14 protein-coding genes and 1 pseudogene are annotated in these 17,561 nt (G+C 60.3%); 3 read left to right on the top strand and 12 right to left on the bottom strand.

Annotated elements, in window-relative coordinates; translation table 11 throughout:
• Positions 1–65 precede the first annotated feature (65 nt).
• Positions 66–1,424 (bottom strand): glutamine synthetase family protein, encoded by a 1,359-nt coding sequence (locus BBF94_RS01565; RefSeq protein WP_065257395.1) that lies wholly within the window; start codon positions 1,422–1,424, stop codon positions 66–68.
• A 162-nt stretch (positions 1,425–1,586) separates the two neighbouring features.
• Here BBF94_RS01565 and BBF94_RS01570 point away from each other — a divergent pair, with 162 nt between their 5' ends.
• A complete protein-coding gene (locus BBF94_RS01570; RefSeq protein ID WP_065257300.1) occupies positions 1,587–2,492 on the top strand; it encodes a helix-turn-helix domain-containing protein in 906 nt (301 codons plus the stop codon).
• Between the two features lie 18 nt (positions 2,493–2,510).
• Here BBF94_RS01570 and BBF94_RS01575 read toward each other — a convergent pair whose 3' ends face one another.
• Together BBF94_RS01575 and BBF94_RS01580 are read right to left on the bottom strand one after the other, a co-directional pair.
• Positions 2,511–3,257, bottom strand: coding sequence for an anti-sigma factor family protein (locus BBF94_RS01575; protein ID WP_065257301.1), 747 nt, complete (start codon positions 3,255–3,257; stop codon positions 2,511–2,513).
• On the bottom strand, positions 3,250–3,762 hold the full coding sequence (locus BBF94_RS01580) for a sigma-70 family RNA polymerase sigma factor (RefSeq protein WP_065257302.1): 513 nt from the start codon (positions 3,760–3,762) through the stop codon (positions 3,250–3,252). The genes BBF94_RS01575 and BBF94_RS01580 overlap by 8 nt, the downstream gene beginning before the upstream one ends.
• A gap of 154 nt (positions 3,763–3,916) precedes the next feature.
• Here BBF94_RS01580 and BBF94_RS01585 point away from each other — a divergent pair, with 154 nt between their 5' ends.
• Together BBF94_RS01585 and BBF94_RS01590 are read left to right on the top strand one after the other, a co-directional pair.
• Positions 3,917–4,903 (top strand): metallophosphoesterase family protein, encoded by a 987-nt coding sequence (locus BBF94_RS01585; RefSeq protein ID WP_065257303.1) that lies wholly within the window; start codon positions 3,917–3,919, stop codon positions 4,901–4,903.
• Positions 4,903–5,211: a cupredoxin domain-containing protein gene (locus tag BBF94_RS01590; RefSeq protein ID WP_065257304.1), complete on the top strand. Its 309-nt coding sequence runs from the start codon at positions 4,903–4,905 to the stop codon at positions 5,209–5,211. The genes BBF94_RS01585 and BBF94_RS01590 overlap by 1 nt, the downstream gene beginning before the upstream one ends.
• A 47-nt stretch (positions 5,212–5,258) precedes the next feature.
• On the opposite strand, the gene BBF94_RS01595 is transcribed toward BBF94_RS01590, so the two are convergent.
• The 9 genes and pseudogenes from BBF94_RS01595 to BBF94_RS01635 form a co-directional block, all read right to left on the bottom strand.
• On the bottom strand, positions 5,259–6,308 hold the full coding sequence (locus BBF94_RS01595; protein ID WP_065257305.1) for a hypothetical protein: 1,050 nt from the start codon (positions 6,306–6,308) through the stop codon (positions 5,259–5,261).
• A gap of 30 nt (positions 6,309–6,338) precedes the next feature.
• Positions 6,339–8,156, bottom strand: coding sequence for a hypothetical protein (locus BBF94_RS01600; RefSeq protein ID WP_065257306.1), 1,818 nt, complete (start codon positions 8,154–8,156; stop codon positions 6,339–6,341).
• A 3-nt stretch (positions 8,157–8,159) separates the two neighbouring features.
• Positions 8,160–9,452 (bottom strand): hypothetical protein, encoded by a 1,293-nt coding sequence (locus BBF94_RS01605; protein ID WP_065257307.1) that lies wholly within the window; start codon positions 9,450–9,452, stop codon positions 8,160–8,162.
• A gap of 19 nt (positions 9,453–9,471) precedes the next feature.
• Positions 9,472–10,392 carry a hypothetical protein gene (locus tag BBF94_RS01610; RefSeq protein ID WP_065257308.1) on the bottom strand — a complete coding sequence of 307 codons (921 nt, stop codon included), beginning with the start codon at positions 10,390–10,392 and terminating at the stop codon, positions 9,472–9,474.
• Between the two features lie 75 nt (positions 10,393–10,467).
• Positions 10,468–12,846, bottom strand: a complete 2,379-nt coding sequence (locus BBF94_RS01615; RefSeq protein ID WP_065257309.1) for a hypothetical protein — start codon at positions 12,844–12,846, stop codon at positions 10,468–10,470.
• A 10-nt stretch (positions 12,847–12,856) separates the two neighbouring features.
• Positions 12,857–13,999, bottom strand: a complete 1,143-nt coding sequence (locus BBF94_RS01620) for a hypothetical protein (protein ID WP_065257310.1) — start codon at positions 13,997–13,999, stop codon at positions 12,857–12,859.
• Positions 13,978–15,422 (bottom strand): annotated as a pseudogene (locus tag BBF94_RS01625) (alkaline phosphatase family protein). The gene BBF94_RS01620 and the pseudogene BBF94_RS01625 overlap by 22 nt, the downstream one beginning before the upstream one ends.
• Positions 15,412–16,644: a metabolite traffic protein EboE gene (gene eboE, locus BBF94_RS01630; RefSeq protein WP_065257311.1), complete on the bottom strand. Its 1,233-nt coding sequence runs from the start codon at positions 16,642–16,644 to the stop codon at positions 15,412–15,414. The pseudogene BBF94_RS01625 and the gene eboE overlap by 11 nt, the downstream one beginning before the upstream one ends.
• Positions 16,641–17,525, bottom strand: coding sequence for a TatD family hydrolase (locus BBF94_RS01635; protein WP_065257312.1), 885 nt, complete (start codon positions 17,523–17,525; stop codon positions 16,641–16,643). The genes eboE and BBF94_RS01635 overlap by 4 nt, the downstream gene beginning before the upstream one ends.
• Between the last annotated feature and the right edge of the window lie 36 nt (positions 17,526–17,561).

The raw sequence follows: 17,561 nt of genomic DNA on the forward strand, positions 1-17,561 counted from the left end.
CGTCTTCGTTAACTGAACTGGCCCATTCGCGAGCAAGCTCGCTCCCACAGGGAGGAGTGAAGGTCTCAAACGCTCAGCAACAGGAACTCACGCTCCCAGGAACTGATCACGCGCTTGAAGTTTTCATGCTCGGCACGTTTCACCGCCACGTAGCCACGCACGAACTTGCTGCCCAGGTACTCGGCGACGGTGTCGCATTCTTCCATCTGGGTCAGGGCTTCTTCGATGGTGATCGGCAGGCGCAGGTTGCGGCGCTCGTAGGCGCGGCCTTCGACGGCAGCGCTCGGTTCGATGCCCTCGACCATGCCGATGTAGCCACACAGCAGGCTCGCGGCAATCGCCAGGTACGGGTTGGCGTCGGCGCCGGGCAAGCGGTTTTCCACGCGCATCGCCTCAGGCCCGGACGTCGGAACCCGCAGGCCGACCGTGCGGTTTTCCTCGCCCCATTCGACGTTGACCGGCGCCGAGGTGTCCGGCAGGAAGCGGCGGAACGAGTTGACGTTCGGCGCGAACATCGGCAGCACTTTCGGGATCAGCTTTTGCAGACCGCCGATGTGATGACGGAACAGGTCGCTCATGCTGCCGTCGGCGTTGGCGAAAATCGGCTTGCCGGTGGCGATTTCCACCACGCTCTGGTGCAGGTGCATGGCGCTGCCGGGCTCATCGCCAATCGGCTTGGCCATGAAGGTCGCAGTCACGTTGTGCTTGAGTGCGGCTTCACGCAGGGTGCGCTTGAACACGGTGATCTGGTCGGCCAGATCCAGCGCGTCGCCGTGACGGAAGTTGATTTCCATCTGCGCCGGGCCGTCTTCGTGAATCAACGTGTCCAGATCCAGGCCCTGCAGTTCGCACCAGTCGTAGACGTCTTCGAACAGCGGATCGAATTCGTTGGCGGCGTCGATGGAGAACGACTGCCGACCGCTTTCGGCGCGACCGGAACGGCCCAGCGGTGCCTTCAACGGCAGGTCCGGGTCTTCGCAGCGCTGGGTCAGGTAGAACTCCATTTCCGGCGCAACGATCGGCTTCCAGCCTTTGTCGGTATAGAGTTGCAGGACCTTTTTCAGTACGTTGCGCGGCGACAGTTCGATCGGATTGCCGAACTTGTCGAACGTGTCGTGAATCACGATGGCCGTCGGCTCGATGGCCCATGGCACCACGTACACCGCGTCGCTCACCGGTTTGCAGACCATGTCGATGTCGGCCGGGTCGAGCAGGTCGTAGTAGATGTCGTCGTCGACAAAATCCCCGGTTACCGTTTGCAGCAGCACACTTTCCGGCAGGCGCATGCCTCGCTCATGCAGGAACTTGTTGGTCGGTGCAATCTTGCCGCGGGCGATGCCGGTCAGGTCGCTGACCACGCATTCCACTTCGGTAATCTTGTGATCTTTCAGCCACGTGAACAGCTGATCGAAAGGGGCATTCATAAAGACCTCGTCGTTGGTTTCATTGACGCGGGGGAAGTGCGATTTCATCTTTCGCAGGCTTCCCCTGTGGCGCGTTGACGACTATCTTGGGCGGGCCTTGCCGTTCGATCTATCCACTTTCAGCAGCACCAAAGCGCACCAAAAGAGTGCGCAAGGTCTCCCATGACGACGTGTAATCCGCTACAGGTTCAAGCCTTCAACACCGCCGATGTCGCCGAGCAGATCCGTGCGACACCGGGCTGGGTCCAGCATTACCAGCAGATGTCGCCGGGGCATTTCGCCGGGCGGATCCGCTATCTGGATTTGCAGGGTGTGGAGGTCTACGAAGAACAGATGAACACCCGGGTCGAGCAGAATTTCAGTGCGCCGTCGGGTGCCCTGGCGTTCTGTTTCGATCGCAGTGACAACGCGCTCTATCTGCTGAACGAAGAGAGCCGCAACATCTGGATCACCCCGGAGAACTACCAGGAAATCGCCGTGGTGTTCGGCCCGGAATTCGTCCGGCGCAACGGCCTCGACGTGGCCCGGCTGGAAGGGCTGTTCATGGCCCCCCTCAACGGCGCGCAGAACGCGCTGTTCAGCCGCTGGTTGAGTTCGACGCTCACAAAGTTGTCGCAAGCCCCGGATCAGCCAAGCAAAGAGACTTTGACCCAGCAGCTGCTGGAGGACTGCCTGTTCATCCTCGATAACGCCCGGGTGTGTCTGGATAACGATGGTTTGCAGCGTCGCACGCAAGAGCGGCAGACCATGAAACGGGTGGGGGAGTGGGCGGCGGACTCGCCGGAAGAAACCCTCAACCTGCTGGAGCTGGCCCAGGTGGCCGGGGTGTCGTTGCGCCAGTTGCAGCAGACGTTCAAGGCCTACACCGGTTTGTCGCCGACCCAATGGCTGCGCCTGCGTCGGCTCAACAGTGCCCGTCGTGAGTTGCTCAATCGTTCATCCCATGAAACGACTGTGGCCGAGGTGGCGATGAACTGGTCGTTCTGGCACCTGGGGCGGTTTTCCAACAGCTACCGCACCTTGTTCAATGAGCTGCCGAGTGAAACCTTGAAACGAGCCTGTCGCTGACGGAGGCGATACGTCTTCTCAAACACCGTTCCTGAGTAATTGAGCGAACGCCTCCAGCTCGCCTTTCTCTACATCGGAAACGAGCACGAAACGCATGTGATTGATCTGCCAGGAGATCACATTGAAACCGCGAATCGACTGGCTCTGCGTGGGTTTGTCGGCGTCTGTCATCGGCAGAATGAACACATTGATGATGTGTTTGGCCCGACCGTAACTCAGCGCTGCGGTTGTCTGGTGCTGCAGATAATCCAGCCGCCCGCCGAGCAGTGGAAAGCCCTGCGCCGAATAGTCGACCACCGGCGGCGAGAAGTCGAGTTTGCCGGTGAACCAGGGTTTGACGGTATGACGGTCGGACGACACCACATCATTCAGATGAGCACCCATCAACGAGCGCACATGGCTGGAAACCGCTTCGTCCATCAATGGCTGTTCGCTGCCCGGCGTTGCCACGTAAAGCACCATCGCCAAGGCCAGAGCGGCAGTGGAAAATGCCGGGGCGAGCCATTTTCGCCATCGCTCGAACGGGCTCGGCGGAGCCGGCGCAACGGCAGCAAGCACGCTGGCCGTCAGCGATGCCGGCGCGGAGTAATACGGTGCTTGGCGCTTCACGCTGACCTTCAACAGTTTCGCCTCATCATGCAGCCGCGCACAGTCTGCGCAGGTGGCCAGATGCGCCGTGACATCCGCAGCTGTTGCCGGATCGAGCTCCTGATCCAGATAACCCTGCAGTCGTGTCTGGCAAACCGTGCAGTCGAATTCATTCATGGTCGTACAACTTCAGTAATTCGAGCTTGAGCATCGCCCGGGCCCGGGCCAGCCTGGACATGACGGTGCCAATGGGAATGTCGACCACCAGCGCAATGTCCTTGTAAGGCAGGTTTTCGAGTTCCTTGAGCACAATGACCTCGCGAAAGGCTGGCGGCAAGGCGCTCAGAGCCTGCTGGAGCAACGCCGCGTTTTCCGTATGAATGGCCAGCAGTTCCGGCGTCTGGCTGTGGCTCAGGGCACTTTCGTTCTTTTCGATCTCGTCATCGAAAGCGACCCAGTGGCGCCCGGCCGAGGCCTTGAGCCAGGTGTAGCTTTCGTTGCGCACGATGGTCAGGAACCAGGCCTTGGCATTGCCGTCGGCGAAACGCTGCAAAAACCGGAAAGCACGCAGGGCACTTTCCTGCACCACGTCCCGTGCGGCACTGTCACTGCCCGTGACCCAGCGCGCGAGGTTGTAAGCCGCGTCCAGATGCGGCGCAATCAGCTCCTCGAATCGATTCATAGTGGCTTCCGCACCGTCACACCCCTATAACCGTGATGCGTGGTGTTTTATTCCCTGAAAAGAATTTGTTTTGCGGCGTGGAATAAATGCCCGGGCCACAAAGTTCTCTCTGGTGTCAGCTACATCACTGTAGTCCGCCAGCGAGGACCTACCGATGGACAATCAAACAAAACATCCACTGCGCACCGACGGCTTGCCGAGCAACCCGGACCGGCGAACGCTGCTCAAGTGTTCGGCGTGGGCCGGGGCCGGAGTCCTCTGGGCCCTGAGCGGCGGCATTCCCAGAGCCTTTGCGATAGATGAGGCGGGTAAGGTCAGCGATCCCGAAGCGATGGCCAGCACCTTTCATTTCGTGCAGATCAGTGACTCGCACATCGGCTTCAACAAGGAAGCCAATCCTGAGCCGGTGAAGACCCTGCAAGTGGCGATCGACAAGGTCATCGCGTTGCCGAAAAGACCTTCGCTGATCCTGCACACCGGCGACATCACGCACTTGTCGAAGCCTGAGGAGTTCGACACCGCAGCGCAGGTGCTCAAAGGCCTGCCGTCCACCGTGCATTACACCCCCGGTGAACACGACACCCTCGATGAGGGTGGCGGCAAGCTCTATCTGGAGCGCTACGGCAAAGGCACCAAAGGCAACGGCTGGTACAGCTTCGATGACCATGGCGTGCATTTCATCGCGCTGGTGAATGTCTTCAACTTCCAGGCCGGACATGAAGCCAACCTCGGCGCCGATCAACTGGCGTGGCTGGCCGATGATTTGCGTGCGGTATCGACCAGTACGCCGATCGTGGTGTTCACCCACATTCCGTTGTGGACCATCTATCAGCCCTGGGGCTGGGGCACCGAGGACGGCGACCAGGCAATTGCGATGCTGCGCAAGTACGGCTCGGTGACGGTGCTGAACGGGCACATCCATCAGGTGATCCAGAAGGTCGAAGGCAACATCACCTTCCACACCGCCCGTGGTACGGCCTATCCGCAACCGGCACCGGGCGCTGCACCGTCGCCGGGGCCGATGAGCGTGGCGGCGGATCAGTTGCGCAACTATCTGGGGATCACCGAGGTGCGGGCCACACAGGGCGATCATCCGTTGGCGCTGATCGATTCGACACTGGTTCAGGGGAGGGCGAGCTGATGAAAGCGCGACTGTTGGCAGTGCTTTGCCTGTTTTTGTCGATGCCGGTATGGGCACAGGAAGTAAAGGTCGACATCAAGGAATTCATGTTCGGCCCCAGGGACTTGACCGTGGCCGTGGGCACCAAAGTGACGTGGGTCAATGACGATCAGATCCCGCACACGGTGGCTGAAACCCACAAGGTGTTTCGCTCGGGGGCGCTGGACACTAACGACAGTTTTTCCTGGGTGTTCAATACGCCGGGTGAGTACGAGTATTTCTGCGTGCTGCATCCGCAGATGATCGGCAAGATTGTGGTGACTCAGTAAACGGAAGGCGCGGCTTTCACGGGGCCGCGCCTTTTTTCCATCTGTTTTCAGAGCTGCACCCGACGCAGCCTGCCGCTCAACGCTACCTCTTTATTGTCAGGCGTGGGCAGCCGTCGTCCGGTCAATCCCATGCCTTCGCTCACCAGTACCGCATCCCGCACCAGACACAGATTGGACGGGGTATCCAGGTCACGGGCGAGTACGGCCACTTCGCCGGTTTGCAGATTGCAGCTCAACAGCCGCCCGCTGAACCGGGTGAAACCACCATGCAGGGTTTCGCCATTCCAGTCAGGCGGCAGCGGTTGTTGCAAACGGTTGCAGAGCTCCAGCACCAAGACGTTGCCTTGTGGGCACAGCGCCAGTCCGGTGGGCAATTGCAGGCCACGAATCAGCAATTCGATCCGGCCGGTGTCGGGCCAGACCCGGATCACCTGGCCAGCCTGATCGTCAAAGTCGATACCTTTGCGGGCCGGGTCGCTTTGCAACTCCCCGGAGAACAGGGTGATCAGCACGGCGTCTGTTGCCGGTTCGTGGATCAGTGTGACCGGGACGGCTTCCTGGCCCATGTCCAGATCGGGCAGTTGCACCAGTACCTGCTCGTCCTCACCGGAGCTGAATTCCACCAGTTGATTGGTATCGGGTTTGACGGCCAGCCAGCTACGGCGGGTCGGGTGATAACACAAAGCGTTGAGATTGCCCCGGCTGTGAAATATCGGTTCGGGCGGGGTGTATTGCAGGTCCAGCAGTTTCGAGCCCGCGACGTAATCGGTCTGGCTGACCAGGCAGCGCCCGTCGCCACAGGCCACGTCCGACAGGCCCATGATTTCATCGCGCAACATGCGGGCCTGCATGTTCATCGAGCGATAACCCTGGGCCAGGGTTTCCCGGGCGAGCCAGGCGCCGGGGTGGAGCGGGTCGGGGCGCAATCGGCTGATGCGACCGCTGAAGGGTTGGTCGGGCAGGCCCGAACCCGCTTCGACCAGCAGCAGGCTGCCGTCGGCTTGCAGGCAGGCACCGCGTGGGTTCAGCAGGCCTTCAGCGATGATCGTGCTCGGGCGCAAAGTTTCCCGGGGTCGCGCAGGAATGTGAACGGTCATGGATTTCTCTCCAGAGGCAAAGGGGTGCGATTACTGCGGCGGTTGCCATGGCTCGCCCGTGAGAAAGGCCCGCAACAGCGCCCGCTGAGAGGCCGACATCGAGCGCACCACGGGCATGAACAGCGTGGTGCCTTTGTAGGCATCCGAGGTTCGGGCGAGGATCGGATTCTTCGCGCCCATGATCGCGTCCGGCTGATTCAGCGGGATGTAACGAGACATGGCCGGAAAGGCCAGGTAGTGAAAACGCAGGACGTTCGGGTACATCTGTTCCCAGGTGATGGTGGTGCCTTTGGGAATGCCGAAGTCGGTCTGGGCGTATTTGCGAAAATTGGTGAAATAGGTGCCGCTGTCCTGACCGTTGACGGTGTAGGTCAGGGCGACGAAGCCGGCGAGGGGTGCCGCTGCGGGTTTTACGTTGACGCAGAACGTGACGGACAACTGACCGGGGCTCACCGTCAGCGCAGGGGGGAAGTAAAGGAAATCGCAGTAGCGCTGTTGCGTGTAATAGGGTCCCGGGGACGCGGCGGTGAGATCGATTTCAGTCGTGCTGGTTACCGCAGCACCGAGATACCGGACCTGCAGGGTTATCGACAGACCCTGTGGGTAGTCCTCGGTATAGACGCTGCGTTGATCCGCGTAGATCCGATAGACAGACTCTGTTGCCAGCAACCTGGTCCCGGCGACCGTGCCGGGGGCGCTGATGGCCAGCGCCGAGGATCTGACCGCCGACTGTTGGGCTGTATTGAGCGGCAGATCGACAATGCCGCCATAGACGTAATAGTCGAGCAGGGGACTGCTGGTCGGATCGAGTGTGCTCAGGGTGGTCTCACCGGCTGCCAGGGTGACGGGCCCGTAATTGCCGTTAGGTCCGATAGGGCTGGTGATGTCATCCCTGACGGTCCTGAACGTCTGTTTCGGAATGATGTTGACCATGTCGACGCTCAGCATGGCCGGATTGCTCAGGTCTGCATAACCGGTGCCGCCCGTGACTTGATTGACGATCTGACGGCCCGCCTGACAGTCCAGCGGCTCATTGGCGAACGCCGGAGCCAGTGTACCGATGACCCGGCCAATGCTCGGGTTCGGGGTGTCTCTGCCGGCGGCGTAATCGGCTTGCAACTGGGGCGTGGTCATCGTCGGGCACATTTCGAACATCACGAAGCGCAGCACGATACCGGTGGCACCCGGTGCCTGGATGATCGATCGCAAACCGCTGCTGTTCTGGTTCCAGCTGACGATACTGCTCAGTGGAAAGGTCAGCTGGAAGGTGCCGCTGATACGGCAGGAACCCGGTGCATCCAGTTCCTTCGGCGTCGGTTGCAGCACCCGCTTGCCGAGATCCTGGCTGCTGCAAACCGTGTTGGCGTGAATCAGCAATTGAATGTTGCTGCTGCTACCGATTTGCAGACCACCGACAAATATCTGGGTGGTGGTGGTCGAGGTGGGGTCCAGGTCGACCATCATCGGACCTGATACCGGCCCCTGTCCGGTGACCGGGTCCACGGAACCCAGCAGATAGACCGGCTGGCCCACCATATCCCCGGTGGTACTGACGCTGCCCGGGCTGCCTTGAGAACTGATCAGCGCATTCTGCATGTCGACGACATGCTGCCCGTAGTGATTCCAGCCGCCGGCGGTGTAGTAATCGCCCGTGGGCGCATTGATCATGTTGTTCAACTGATCGTCGGTGTAAGACTGGGCACCCGATGCCAGCGTCGAAGTGGTCAGGTCAAAGATCGGCCAGTTGTCATCGCCGTCATAAGGAATGGTGGGTGAATTGTTCGGCAGGCTGACATCCGTGCGGATACCACCCCAGAAATTCAGTCGCGGGCCATTGAGGATGCTCATGATTTATTTCCCGTCCTTGATGGTTTTGCCGAGCGGCGAGTTGGCGAATTTGAACAGGTAGGAGTAATCGGACTTGTAGGGACTCTTGACCGGCGTCGCCATGGAATGGCAGTTCATGCAACTGCTGTTGGGCTGGATGTAGCTTTCCATGGTCACGTTGGCCGAGAGTGCCGGCGTCGGCTGGCCCAGCGGGTTGCTCGGGTTGTCAGGCATCAATGGGCGCTGGGTGGTGATGAGCTGGTAGTACTTCAACACGCTGTTTTGCAGCCCCGGATCGGCCTGGTAACGGGCGTTGATCTGGTTGGTGATGTCGGCGATGGGCGTGACCCGGTTCAGCGGGTTCGGGGTCTGGAACGTGGTGCCGGGTTTGGGCACGCAGACCTGATGCGGGCCCTGGGTCTGCCAGTCGCAGGGTGACTGGTTGAGGGACGCGGCGGGCGCCGCGGCGTTGAAGTAGGAATAGGCCGTGCCCGCGACGGGCTGATCGACCCACTGGCCGTTCACCAGTGCCTTGGGCGGAACGTTGTCGACCTGTTCGAACGTCGACCAGATCCACTGCGGATAACCGTTGGCCTTGGTGATGATGTGCAGGCCGACCAGTCCCAGAAACGCCTCGGTGACGCCATTCTTCTGGCCCTGCTCGTTGAAGGTTGCCACCCGGGCGAACTGGGTCAGATAGCGGCGGGCATTGTCATGAGGTGTGAGAATGCGCCAGCTCGACTTGATCTCGATGACGCCCCACGGAAACGTGATGTTGTTGGCCCTGGAGACGACGTCGGCGTTGTAGAAGTTGTTGTTGACGATGTAGTTGTATGAAGTCTCGTTGGCCGAAATGTCGTAATAGGTCGGGTTTTTCGCCTGGTCGATCAGCCAGCCGCCGACCGCCTGATCGACAGCGTTCACCTGAGCGCTGTTTTTCAAAGAGGCGATGTTGATGATGTTGAAGCTTTTGGCGAGTTGCGGGGAATTCCACGGCCCCGGATTGGCGGCGTTCGGCAGAAAGATCTCGCTCACGGTCTTGTAGGTCTGCCAGACGGTGTAGCCGGCAGCACCAGGCTGCCTGGTGCAGTCGGGGTTACCCCGTTGCCCATCCTTTGCCGGCCAGCTCAAAGCGATGAACATCTGCCAGCTGTATTGATCGAACTGGTCCTGACCCGCCGTGGCGGCGGGTGCGGTAGCGGGCGGTTGGCAGTTCAACTGGCTGGCCAGCATCGCGGGCATGGCTTGTTCCCTGGCCAGCGCCGGCAGGCTGGCCAGACCCAGTAACATCGCGGAAAAACAGAGTGTGGTTTTCATGGCGATCCTTCGTCGTTGATCACGGTTTACGCTGCATGAGTTTGTTCCACTGCGCCTTCTGGCCGTTGCTCTGCGAAGCCGGCGGCTCGAACAACTGGCAGGGCGGCGGATTCGACGGGCACATGGCGGCGACCTGCGCCCAGGTCTGCGCCGGGTCCGGTCTGGCGATACGGAAGTCGGTGTAGTTCTGGCTGACGATCGGCGCATTGGCGACGCTGGTATCGCCCGAGAAAAAGAACGATTGCGGTGGGCGGAAGGGCGGTTGACCCGACATTTTTTTGTAGAAGGCATAGCCGAACAGAATCGGCCCTTGCGGCGATTGCAGATCCAGTGCGTAGGCCTGCACGCTGCCATCGAGGTTCTTGCTGCGCTCGGGGTCATAAGGCAGGTGTTCGATGAAGTCCTGTCGTGGCGGATGATTCATCGGCGAAAACATGCAGCAGGCCGGCATGTCCTTCGGACGATCCTGCGGATAGGTCAGGAAGTACGCCTTGTTGCCCAAAGACACGAACGAGCAGGTGTAGTTGTTGTTCTTGATCGGGAAGATCGGCAGGCAATATTTCTCGTAGTGCTCCATCATCGCGCCGAAACCGTCGCCATCCGGCGGGATGTACGTCGTGTCGTAGTAGCTGGTTCCCCTGGATACGGTGTAGTCCGCAGGCTTCAGGGTGGTTGGCGGGTTGCTGTAGGGCGGCGGGTTGTTTTCGTAGTTGTGCATCACCCGGTACATGGTCCAGTTACTGATCCAGAACGCCGGGAAGAACGGGTCGGACGGCTCACCCGCTTTGCGTTTGGCGATGCAGTTGCCGTTCTCTTCATTGCACCCCAGCGTGTTGTGCACGCCATTGGTGAAGTAGACGGCGCCGCTGTCCTGGGCGAATGCAATTGGGCAGAACAGCAGGATCAACAGCAACAGACGGTTCAAGAGGCTGACGTTCATGGGTCACTCCCTGGCAGGGCGCACTGCGGGCGCCAAGCCCGCAGTGGCTCATCGTTCCTGGTTGAGCTGCGTGTATCAGAGGTTGTCGTAATCGCTCATCTTCAGAGGCATGGGCGGGAAGTTGCGCTTGACCAGCTTCTGCGCCCATAACTCCAGCACCGCTCGACGGCTTTGCGACAGGTCGCGGGTGATGGGCATCGCCAGGGTGCTTTCTTCCTGGTATTCCTTGCTGATCAGCCGGATCAACTGGTCGACGGCGCCTTCGACCCGCGTGCGGGAGTTGAGCGGCATGAACTTGTTCATGATCGGGTACAGGTAGTAGAAGGTCTTGAGCACCCTTGGGTAGATGAAGTCATCCCAGATTTCTTCGGGTGCATTCTTGTCCTTGTAGATGTCGTTCCAGTGATTGACGAAATCCTGTTGCAGTTGCATGTCCAGTGGCAGGACGCGCAGCGGGGCGAGGAAATCGATCTGGGCCTGGTTGAGCGCGAAGCTGAAAGGGATGTCCGGGTCGCTGGCGGTGTCCTTCACGAAAAAACGTAACGTCGGGAAGCCGGGGGCTATGGCCCTGAAGCTCACCTGGGCGATGCCGTCCGGGCCGGTGGTGGTCGTTACATAGGAGTAATCAACCTCGGTGGACTGGTCGTTCTCGAGTATTCCCGTGGTATAGATACCGGCATCGAACTGCAGGCACGGGGTCAGGGGCACCGTAATCGGTTTGCTCGAGCCGGTCAGGAACGTCTGATAACCGACCGGTGTTCCCGTCTGCTGACTTACGTTCTTGAGGGCAGTGAGTCGACGTCCGCTGCCGGTGGCCAGATAGTTCGATACGGGGCTCGCGCCTCGAAACTGCTGCAGATTGGCCTTGTTCAGGTTGCGGTTTTCGGGGTGGTCATAGAACAGCGTGAAGTCGGCTTTGTTGCTGAACGTCAGGTAGTAGTCGCTGGTGGTCACGTTGTACGGGTTGCCGTACTCCGCCACAAACAGGGTGGTGTTGGCCGCAGGTTGACCATTTTTCTGCACCATGATGTTCAGCGTTTTGTGGTCATTCACGTCGACGAAGGTGCCGCTTTCGATGACCTCGGCGGTCCAGACTTGCTGAGTGGCAGCTTTGACGGCTCCTGTCGGATTCTGTTGTTGCAACTCCAGCGGACCGGATTGCAGGGTGGCCGTTTGCGCGGCGGTGAGCGGAATGTCCAGCAGGCCGGAGCGTTGGTGAAAGGCCGACTGTCGATATTGCTCAAAGCCGATGTCGACCACCGGCACGAAATTCCCGTTCTGCGATACGCCCAGCTTATAGTTGCCGGCCTGGAACTTCTCGGCAGTCAAGATATCGGCGTTCTTGTCCAGCGGATAGAAAGGGAATGTGTTGGCCAGATCCAGCGACAGCGTGTTGTTGGTGATCTGCGCCGAGGTCACGCCCAGGTTGGTGCTGGTCGGCTGAGGCATTGCGGGGCAGGTGACCATGATCTTCTGGTCGGTGACCAGGCGCTGGCCGGCGGGCGCCGTGGGGTATTCGTGTTCGAACCAGAGTCCCAGGGTCGCTGCGGTCCGGTTGTAGGCGGGGTTGAAGAAGATATCGGAAACGTTGTCCAGCCCCTTCTGATACATCGCCGTCAGCCGTTTCAGCGCCGATGGGTCATTGTCGCGTGTGTCGACGTACGGGAAGTCGTTGAATACCCCGTTCCTGTCGTAGCAGGTGAGGTAAGTGGCGAACCTGAACATCAGGCCCTTGGCATTTTGCAACTCCATCTGTTGTTTGAGACTGTTCAGCAGGACCGACTCGCCGGTGACCCATTCCAGATTGTCCCGGGGAAAGCAGGTCTGCCAGGTGGTGGTGACATACGCCAGTCCACCGAAATCGCCGGCCCAATTGAACGTCAGGAAACGGTCCAGCATCCGGTATTCACGGTTCAGGGTCAGCCCGCAACTGGCATCCCCCAGTTGCAGCTTGTCGAAGTACAGCGCCGTGAAGGTGTTCTGCCACGGGCTGATATCCACGAAGCGCGCGGCGGTCGGGCTCTGGCTGCCGAAGGGATTGCCGAGCAGCTGGAAGTCCCTGCCGACCAAGGCGTCTTCAACAATGTAGGTGTTTGCCTGCAACTCGCCGCCAATAATGGTCGAGCGTGTGCTCTGGTAACTCACCGTCCCGCAGGCGTTGTCGCCGAACAGATCCCATTCAGCGGGTATGAATGGGAAGGTGGTCGGACTGCCATTGGTCGGAACCTGCTGCACATAGGGCGGCAGATCCTTGGCCTGCACCGGTGAAATGATCCAGGGCATCAGGGTGGTGGGGGCGTTGGCCTGGGTGATGTCGAAGTAGTTGGTGAACGGCCAGTTGATGTCCATGTTCACCGCGTCATACAACGGCAGCACATCGTTGTTGTTGGCCGTGGGCGGATTCCAGAACATATGGCCGTTGAGGTAGATGCGGGGGAAGTTCAATACGCTCATGTCGTGCTCCTTAGCGTTGCCACTGGGCGCGCTTCAGCGACCAGACAAAGTCCAGTTTTTTGTAGCCGTCGAAATCGGACGGCGGCAGCGGGGTGGTCGGGTAGACGATGCCGCCACCTTGTTTGATGGCGAAGTTGAAGTAGCCCTTGTCGTTGGAGTAGGCGGCGGTGCCATGGCAGGCCAGGCACGATGAGGTGTTCTGGAACGCCGACTCCAGCTGCGAGTTGGCCAGCACCTGCGTGACCGGCTGGAACTCGACGCCGATCAATTCGTACTTCGACAGCGACGGGTTGCCGGCCTGGAAGCTGGCGTTCACCGGTTTGGCAGCCGGGGTCGGCCCCGTGGTGTTGGTCATCGGCGTCGGGGTCGGCGCGTTGGTGACGGTGTACTTGCTGTTGTTGACGTTTTCAAAGGTGGTCCAGACCCAGTTGGCGTCCAGCTTGTTGACCACATGCAGACCGCTCAATGCCGCATAACCGACCTGATAGGTGCCGTCATCCTGCTGGTAATAGGCCTGGCCGATGTAGTAACCGTCGTTGGCCAGGGTCTGCCGATAGGTCGTGTCCGAACCGATCCACAGCCACGCGGCTTTCAGCTCCCAGGCGGTCGCGGGAAAGTCCAGATTGCCGGCCAGCGCATTCTGGCCGTTCATGTTGTAGACATTGCGCGCCACGATGTAGTCGTAGGTGTCCTGCCCCATCAACAGTTGGAAGCGCACGGGTTTGCCTTTCTCGGAGGCCGGCACCGACCCGCCCATGTGCAGCGCCAGACCATCGACCTGTTGCACCGCGTTGATGTTGTGGAAGGTCCGGTTCAAGTCCATGCCCAGCGCCGTAGCCTGTTTTGTCACGTCGGCCGGAAGCGGCGCGTTACTGGCATAGGGCCCGGGCGCAGCGCCATCGGGCAGGTAGACCTGATCCGAAGGTTTCATGGTTTCCCACACCCGGTTGCTGGTCTGTGCGGCGCTGGGCTGGTTCAGACAGACGAACCAGTTCCAGGCCATGGTTTCGGGACTCTGCTGAAACGCGGCCCGGGTCTTGGTGATATCGGTTCCGTATTTCAGGAACTGGTTGCAATCGAAACTGTTGGTGTCCTGTGCCTGAGCCAAACCGGCCAGTGCACTGAGAACGGTTAAAGAAATGGCTCGCCGCATGGAAGCTCCTTGGCATTGGCCGAGTGGTGGTAGAGATGCCCCAGAAAATGCGCAAGGAGCAGTTGTTTCACCGCCGTGGCCGCCAGGGTTTGCGGCAGCGGCAGATCGCAATTGGTGATGAGCAGCGGGCCGGTCTCCTCGCGCCCGGGCAGGCGACCATGACTGCCACGAACCAGTCCGGTGTCCAGCGGAATCAGGTCCATGTAGTAGCGAAAGCCAAGCTTTTTCTGTAGCAGACGCGCGCCACTTTCAGGATCGGGAAACGGATGGCCGGGTCGATGAACAGCTCGAGCGGGTCGTAGCCCGGCTTGCGGTGGATGTCCACGGTGCGGGCAAAGTCCGGGGCCTTGCGATCATCGAACCAGTAGTAGTAATCGAACCAGTAACCCGCCGCAGCCACGGCCACCAGTTCGCCGCTGCGGGGGTGGTCCAGCTGAAACGCCTTTTGTTCGGCCTTATCCAGCACTTGCTCGATGCCGGGCTGGCGTTGCAGCAACGCTTTGACGCGAGGAATGTCGTGGGTGTTTTTCACATAGACATGCGCGATCTGGTGATCGACGACAGCAAACGCGGCGCTGGCGCCGGGATCGAGCAGTTCCCAGGTCAGTGACTGACGTACCTGCAGCAAACCTTCCGAACGCAACACGCGGTTGATGGAAACCGATTGATTGACCGCTTCGATGCCGTACTCCGACAAGAGCATCACCGCAGCGCCTTGCTCTTCGGCGAAGGCCAGCAGCCGGCCGACTTCATGGTCGATGGCCCGCACCTCATCGGCAATCGAAGGATGATCAGGCCCCACACGTTGCAGGCTGTAATCCAGATGCGGCAGGTAGATCAATTGCAGGTCGGGCCGGTCGAGCCGGAACTCGGCGATGGCGCAATCGACGATCCAGCGGCTCGACGCAATGCCTGCCGCCGGGCCCCAGAAACCGGGGAAAGGAAACTTACCGATCTGCTGTTCGATGGTTTCGTGCAACGAAGCCGGAGACGAATACAGGCCGAATAGCTTGCGGCCATCGGCGGGGTAATGAGGACGCGGAGTGATGGCGGCGTCCACGTCCGCGTACATGTTGTACCACCAGAACAACTGACTGCAGCGGAAGCCTGGGATCTCGCGTTTGAGTGTTTCCCAGACCTTTTCGCCCTGGATCAACGCATTGGGTTGCAACCAGAAGCGTACTTCGGCCTGATCGCGAAAATACCAGCCGTTACCGACGATGCCGTGTTCCGACGGTGGGCGGCCGGTAAGAATCGAGGCTTGCACCGATGACGTGACCGCCGGGAACACCGGTTGCAGGCTGGCCATTCTGGCGGTTTTCAGCAGGACATTGATGTGCGGCGTCGCGTCTCCCAACAGCGACGGGGTCAGCCCGACCACATTGATCAGCAGTAGCGGTTGGCGTGAACGATCAGAGGGCATCGGCGTACGCCTCCCGCGCCTGTGGGCGCAGCAATTGACGCTGGCGCAACTGATCCTCGACCCATTGCAGTTCGGTGGCGATGCCTTGCAGTTGGGCCTGTTCGGTGGTCGGCCTCAGTTGGGCAGGCAGAACACCCCAGCTGTAGGTTTCCACTTCCAGCACGGGGCGAAAATCGCGATGGTCGGCGAGGTAGTCGAAGGTCTGCGCCAGGGCGAGCTGGCTGCCGCTGAGCTCGGGTATCACCAGTTGTTCGCTGAACAGCGGGATGTGGAAGTGAATCCGTAGCTCAGGGTAGCGTCCCGGATGCGTTGTGCAATCGTCCAGCGCAGCCGGCAGATCCGCCCAGGCCACCAGGCGGTTCTCGCTGTCGAGCGCCTTCACTTGATGCAGATAAGTGGTTTCACAAAAGTCACTCAGCGTCTGGAGGACGTGTTCGCGGCGTTCGTCGTCCGGGGCAGGCAAGCGACACACCAAGGCACTGGACAGCTGGATCTTGCCGATGGGCACCTGCGCCTGACGCAGCCTGACCAGTGATCGATAGCAGTCTTCGAACATCACGGCCTGATGGCAAACGTCAAAACACAGCGCCAGATAGCCATGGTGCGGATCAGTGGTTTGCCAGCGGCGGAAGAAGGCGATGGCCTGCTCGGTGTTTTCCAGCACGCAGTCCGGCTCCATCTCCAGACAGAACACGATTTTCTTGCCGGTTTCCCGATGCAGCCTGGCCAGTGCCGTGGTGAGTTCGCGCAGTTGAAACTCGGCCCGCTGTTGCAGCGTCGGGCTCCAGGTGGCGGCGTACCCCAGCGGTACAGTGGATATCACCCCTTGCTGACAGTCCGCCGGCAACGCTTGCGCGAGGATCTGCGCCAGTTCGAGGCTGTACGCCAACCGTTTCGGCTCGGCCCAGCTGGGCAGGTAGACGGCGGCTTTCACCGCCCCTTCGTGAAACTGACCGTAGGGGAAACCATTGAGCGACGTGAGGCGCAATCCGCTGCGTTGCAGCAGACTCAGGAATTCCGAGCGAGCGGATGTCTGCTGCAGTGCGGAGGCGGCCAGAGCGCTGATCCACAGCCCGCTGTCCTGTTCCTGTAGCCCGCGTTGCGTACGCACACCCTGAAAGTGCTGGTCGATGGAGGCCTTCAGCCTGGCAAGGTCGTGGGTCGGGTGCACGTTGCTGCAATACCCGACCTGCGCGGCGGCCCACCCCTTGCCGGTGCTCATTTGATCACCGGCTCCTGCCCCCGCAGGGCAGAGTTGTCCTGCCACTGCCGGCGCTGATCGATGGGCAACGGCGTGCTGATCAGGGTTTTGTCCAGTTGGCCGCTCTGGGCGAAGAAGTCGACCGGGTTATGGAACAGCACCTGCTCGACCTGGGCTTCGCTGAAGCCCGCCGCCAACATCGCCTGACCGGTTTTCGGCACTTTGAGCGGGTCGCTGATGCCCCAGTCGGCGGCGCTGTTGACCACCATTTTTTCGGTGCCGTACTGCTGGAGCAGGGCGACCATGCGCTGTTCCGACATTTTGGTGTTGGGATAGATCGAGTGGCCGCGCCAGCAGTCGCTGTCCAGCACCAACGGCAGGGTCAGCTCGTTGAGGTGGTCGATGATCACCAGATGTTCAGCAATCCCCACTTCGCGGATCACCGCCAGCGTGCGCTTGGTGCCGCCGATCTTGTCGCGATGCGGTGTGTGCACCAGCACCGGCAGGTTGAATTGTCTGGCCAGTTCCAGTTGCGCGGCGAGAAAGCGGTCTTCCTCGGGCGTGATGTCGTCGTAGCCTATTTCACCGACCGCCACCACGCCGTCCTTCACCAGGTAGCGCGGCAGGACTTCCAGCACTTCGTTGGCCACCGACAGATCGTTGGCCTCCTTGGGGTTGAGGCCGATGGTGCAGAAGTGATGGATGCCGAACATGCTGGCGCGAAAGCGTTCCCAGCCCAGCAGGGTGTCGAAATAGTCGATGAAGCTGCCGACACTGGTTCTGGCCTGGCCCTGCCAGAAGGCCGGTTCGATCACCCCGGTGATCCCGGCGGCGGCCATGTTCTGGTAGTCATCGGTGGTGCGGCTGACCATATGAATATGCGGGTCGAAGTACTTGGCCATGGTGAATCCTCATCAAGGGAAAGGGATCGTCGGGTA

It is taken from the genome of Pseudomonas bananamidigenes (assembly GCF_001679645.1).
Classification (GTDB): Bacteria; Pseudomonadota; Gammaproteobacteria; order Pseudomonadales; family Pseudomonadaceae; genus Aquipseudomonas; species Aquipseudomonas bananamidigenes.

Bases quoted from the DNA above. Each gene is read 5' to 3' on its own strand.
- BBF94_RS01565 (WP_065257395.1), bottom strand. From the start codon at position 1,424: ATGAATGCCCCTTTCGATCAGCTGTTCACGTGGCTGAAAGATCACAAG.
- BBF94_RS01570 (WP_065257300.1), top strand. From the start codon at position 1,587: ATGACGACGTGTAATCCGCTACAGGTTCAAGCCTTCAACACCGCCGAT.
- BBF94_RS01575 (WP_065257301.1), bottom strand. From the start codon at position 3,257: ATGAATGAATTCGACTGCACGGTTTGCCAGACACGACTGCAGGGTTAT.
- BBF94_RS01580 (WP_065257302.1), bottom strand. From the start codon at position 3,762: ATGAATCGATTCGAGGAGCTGATTGCGCCGCATCTGGACGCGGCTTAC.
- BBF94_RS01585 (WP_065257303.1), top strand. From the start codon at position 3,917: ATGGACAATCAAACAAAACATCCACTGCGCACCGACGGCTTGCCGAGC.
- BBF94_RS01590 (WP_065257304.1), top strand. From the start codon at position 4,903: ATGAAAGCGCGACTGTTGGCAGTGCTTTGCCTGTTTTTGTCGATGCCG.
- BBF94_RS01595 (WP_065257305.1), bottom strand. From the start codon at position 6,308: ATGACCGTTCACATTCCTGCGCGACCCCGGGAAACTTTGCGCCCGAGC.
- BBF94_RS01600 (WP_065257306.1), bottom strand. From the start codon at position 8,156: ATGAGCATCCTCAATGGCCCGCGACTGAATTTCTGGGGTGGTATCCGC.
- BBF94_RS01605 (WP_065257307.1), bottom strand. From the start codon at position 9,452: ATGAAAACCACACTCTGTTTTTCCGCGATGTTACTGGGTCTGGCCAGC.
- BBF94_RS01610 (WP_065257308.1), bottom strand. From the start codon at position 10,392: ATGAACGTCAGCCTCTTGAACCGTCTGTTGCTGTTGATCCTGCTGTTC.
- BBF94_RS01615 (WP_065257309.1), bottom strand. From the start codon at position 12,846: ATGAGCGTATTGAACTTCCCCCGCATCTACCTCAACGGCCATATGTTC.
- BBF94_RS01620 (WP_065257310.1), bottom strand. From the start codon at position 13,999: ATGCGGCGAGCCATTTCTTTAACCGTTCTCAGTGCACTGGCCGGTTTG.
- eboE (WP_065257311.1), bottom strand. From the start codon at position 16,644: ATGAGCACCGGCAAGGGGTGGGCCGCCGCGCAGGTCGGGTATTGCAGC.
- BBF94_RS01635 (WP_065257312.1), bottom strand. From the start codon at position 17,525: ATGGCCAAGTACTTCGACCCGCATATTCATATGGTCAGCCGCACCACC.